This window comes from Microcystis sp. LEGE 00066 (genome assembly GCF_015207925.1).
In the GTDB taxonomy this organism is placed as follows: Bacteria; Cyanobacteriota; Cyanobacteriia; order Cyanobacteriales; family Microcystaceae; genus Microcystis; species Microcystis ichthyoblabe_A.
The window spans coordinates 1-3814 of the sequence record NZ_JADEVX010000287.1 but is presented as its reverse complement, the minus strand read 5'-3'; the positions used below and the strand labels follow the sequence as shown (position 1 = coordinate 3814).

The following is a 3814-nucleotide window of genomic DNA, read 5'->3' as shown; positions in this document are numbered from 1 at the left end:
GTGTGGGGTGTGGGGTGTGGGGAGAATAATACCAAATTTCTAAATCCATGACAGACATCCACGCTCGAATGCTTGCCAAGCTTGCATTCGTTGTGACGCAAATAAAGAAAAATGGTATAAAGCTGCCTTTTGCCTTTTGCCTTTTGCCTTTTGCCTTTTGCCTTTTGCCTTTTGCCTTTTGCCTTTTGCCTCCTGAATTCAGCCAACCCTAATTACTATTGATGCGACTTAAAAAAGCTTGTAGGCGCTCGCTGTGGGGATTATTAAAAAAGGTGTCGGGATCGCCTGCTTCTTCGATCACACCTTGATTAAAGAACAAAACCTTGTTAGAGACTTCCTTAGCGAACTGCATTTCGTGGGTGACGACTACCATAGTCATACCGTCATCGGCCAATTGACGCATGACGTTTAACACTTCCCCGACCAATTCCGGATCTAGGGCCGAAGTGGGTTCATCAAATAAAATCACCTCTGGTTTCATGCAGAGACTGCGAGCGATCGCCACCCGTTGTTTTTGGCCTCCCGATAATTGGTCGGGATAAACATCGGCTTTTGGTGCTAATCCCACCTTTTCCAGATAATGAATTGCCGTATCCTTAGCCTCATTTTCCGAGTGGTGTAACACTTGCTTGGGGGCCAACATCAAGTTTTGTAAAACGGTGAGATGGGGAAAAAGATTAAAGTGTTGAAACACCATACTTACCCGGCTGCGTAAGTTGCGGAGGACCGATTGATTTAACTTCGGGGAAGAGATGTCAATTCCCATCACCTCCAAGCGGCCGCCGTTAATTGTTTCCAAACGATTGAGACAGCGTAAAAAGGTACTTTTGCCGCAGCCAGAGGGACCGATTACCGATACCACATCCCCTTGATAAAGAGTGCCTGTAACTCCTTTAAGTACCTCTAAAGAGCCGTAACTTTTGCGTAAACCTTCACTAACAATCACAGGGGTGGTAGTGGTCATGATGTCCTCTCGTAAAAAATTTTACATTCTGTATAAAAGTATCCAGATTAGTTTCTGCTAGATTGTATCCTTGACGACATTTTATCAAGAGGAATAATCATAATACTCAAATAGTCTCTCTACATCTGTCTTAGGTGAGGAGTAGGACAAAATCCTTAACTTAATTGAGTAAAAAAATCAAGGAGAAACAATTAAAAAATGATTAAATTTTGGCGAGGGCGGGCGGTGCAGAGAGTCATCTTTGCCTTGTTAGGATTAGTTTTGGCGATTGGATTAACTGTTATTCCCGCTTTTTCCCAGACTCCTCCTAATCCTTTTCGAGTCGCCACAGAAGCAACTTTTCCACCCTTTGAATTCCAACAAGGGGGACAATTAACTGGGTTTGATATCGATTTAATGCGAGCAATTGGCAAGGAAGCTGATCTCAACATTGACTTTAGAAATTTACCCTTTGATGGCATTATTCCGGCTCTACAAGCGAGAACAGTGGAAGCCGCTATTAGTGGCATGACAATCACCGCCGAACGCGCTCAAGCGATTTCTTTTTCTCGACCTTATTTTAGGGCTGGTTTAGCGATCGCTGTTCGGGAAGATAATCAGACGATTAGAAATTTTGAAGACTTAAAAGGCAAAAGAATTGCCGTCCAAATTGGCACTACGGGAGCCTTAGAAGCGACAAAAATACCTGGAGCAGTGGTTAGTCAATTTGACTCGGCGGCTTTAGCTTTGCAGGAATTAATTAATGGTCGAGTTGAGGCGGTAGTTAACGATAAACCCGTGACTTTGTATGCAATTAAACAAGCGGGTTTAAGGAGAGTAAAAGTAGTCGGAGAATTATTAACGGAGGAATTCTACGGGATTGCTTTACCCAAAAATTCCCCCTATCTCCAGTTAATTAATGATGCTCTCGGTAGAGTTATAGAAAGTGGTCAGTACGATGTTATTTTTAGGCAATGGTTTGGAGAAAAACCGCCAGAATTACCCTTAGTTGCCCCAGCTTTAAAGAATTTACAGGAATCGAGGTTTAACTGGGGAGAATTATTCTATAACCTGATTGTGAAAGGGGTTCCCTGGACAATTCTGTTAACGGTTCTGTCTTTTCTTTTCGGGTTAATCGGTGGAACTTTAGTGGCTATTGCCCTGATTTCTCCCTACAAATGGTTAAAAATAATTTGCCGCATCTATGTGGATTTCTTTCGGGGAACACCGATGCTGGTGCAATTATTCTTGATCTATTTTGGTTTGCCCGGGTTGTTCCGAGAAATTGGCTTAAATATCGACTTAGATCGTTTACCGGCGGCCCTATTTGCCCTAAGTTTAAATGTAGCGGCCTATTTAGCTGAAATTATGCGCGGCGGTATTCAATCGATCGATAATGGTCAATGGGAAGCTTGTTCTAGTTTAGGGATGTCCCCAGTGCAAACCATGCACGAGGTGATTTTTCCCCAAGCTTTTCGCCGGATGTTGCCACCCTTGGGGAATGAATTTATCACCCTAATTAAAGATACCAGTTTAGCGGCAGTAATCGGTTTTGAAGAGTTATTCCGGCAAGGTCAATTAATGGTAGCCACTACCTATAAAGCTTTCGAGATTTATATCGCTGTTGCTTTAGTTTATTTGGTTTTAACTACCCTTTCCTCTCTGGTATTTAAGCGCTTAGAGATTTATATGGATCCCCTACATAAATCTAAACAGGAACAGAAAGCTTAGACGCAACAGATGGGAACTGATAAGTAATAGGGCAAAATTAATTTCTTGGTTAGGATAGGCAAGAGGCAAGAGGTAGTTAGATAGGGTTTGCTGAATAAATGTGAAATATAGACGAGGTAAGTTGATAATTTTTAACGCCTACCTACTTAACATTGCACCGGAGAAAGGAGAAGGGAACTTTTTTGACTTATCTCCGTGGCATATTTGCCCCTTTAATCGTGTCGCGGATGACGATTTTTTGTTCTTTGGAATAACCGGCAAAAGAACGAGTAGCAAGTAACTCGATTTCTACCCCCGTACCCGATCGCAAAGATTCCACAGGTAAGGGTAATTGACCGATATCCAGAATAAATTGATTGCCCTCCTGTCGGATTAAATTAGCAGGCATATCTCCTTCATAGCGAGTGACAAAATCGGTTCTGGGACTGGTTTGCAGGTCGTCTGCTTGCCAACGAGTAACACGATAACGCACCTTAAATTTAGTGCCGATTAAATTCGATTGGGAAGCTTTATCTTCGAGAAAAAGCCTTAAATCAGTACCATTTCCTGTAATACCTTTTGCTTCTAATTGGGTGACATCTCGTTCAAAAACAGCATTATAAACGACAAATTCCGTAACATTATTGCGTTTTTGAGTGGTTCCCTCAATCCAGAGTTCACTGGGGACAGTTACCTTCATTTCCTTTTGATCATCGAGGGTTAAAGTAAAACGCTGATTAGCAAACCGATTAAACTCTTGGGGCGCATTCCAAATTAAAATAAAAGAACGTTCCGATCGATCTAATAAAATCCGATATTGATCATCGATCAGGGAACCGGGGGAAAATAAAGACATTGCCCCAGTGCGAGTTTCCCAACTATTTTTAGATAGAATATAACCCCGTTCTTTTAACTCCGAAAGGGGAACAGTTGCGCTCGGTTGATCGGCAGTTAAAGGGCGATCGATTTGAATTAAAGTTAACTGTCCTAAACGTCCCTCGCGACCGTTACGACCACTATTACCCGTCGCCCCATCGAGACCATCCTGACAGCTAAATTCTCTGGTGGTACAGCTATAGTTGGCATCCCCCGGCCTACCGCTGCAGGTTTGAATTGTCCAAAAAGGTTGGGAACAGCGACAACCCTTGCCCCCCTGGCCTC

4 protein-coding genes are annotated in these 3814 nt (G+C 42.8%); 1 reads left to right on the top strand and 3 read right to left on the bottom strand.

Annotated features, from left to right (window positions below):
• Together IQ224_RS24435 and IQ224_RS22500 are read right to left on the bottom strand one after the other, a co-directional pair.
• Nucleotides 1–206 (bottom strand): hypothetical protein (locus IQ224_RS24435; RefSeq protein WP_228036361.1); only part of this gene is annotated, 206 nt, incomplete at its 3' end.
• A gap of 2 nt (nt 207–208) precedes the next feature.
• Nucleotides 209–964: an amino acid ABC transporter ATP-binding protein gene (locus tag IQ224_RS22500; RefSeq protein WP_002741419.1), complete on the bottom strand. Its 756-nt coding sequence runs from the start codon at nt 962–964 to the stop codon at nt 209–211.
• 198 nt (nt 965–1162) lie between these two features.
• Here IQ224_RS22500 and IQ224_RS22495 point away from each other — a divergent pair, with 198 nt between their 5' ends.
• Nucleotides 1163–2674 carry an ABC transporter permease subunit gene (locus tag IQ224_RS22495; RefSeq protein WP_002741420.1) on the top strand — a complete coding sequence of 504 codons (1512 nt, stop codon included), beginning with the start codon at nt 1163–1165 and terminating at the stop codon, nt 2672–2674.
• 187 nt (nt 2675–2861) lie between these two features.
• On the opposite strand, the gene IQ224_RS22490 is transcribed toward IQ224_RS22495, so the two are convergent.
• Nucleotides 2862–3814 (bottom strand): collagen-like protein (locus IQ224_RS22490; protein WP_194033511.1); only part of this gene is annotated, 953 nt, incomplete at its 5' end.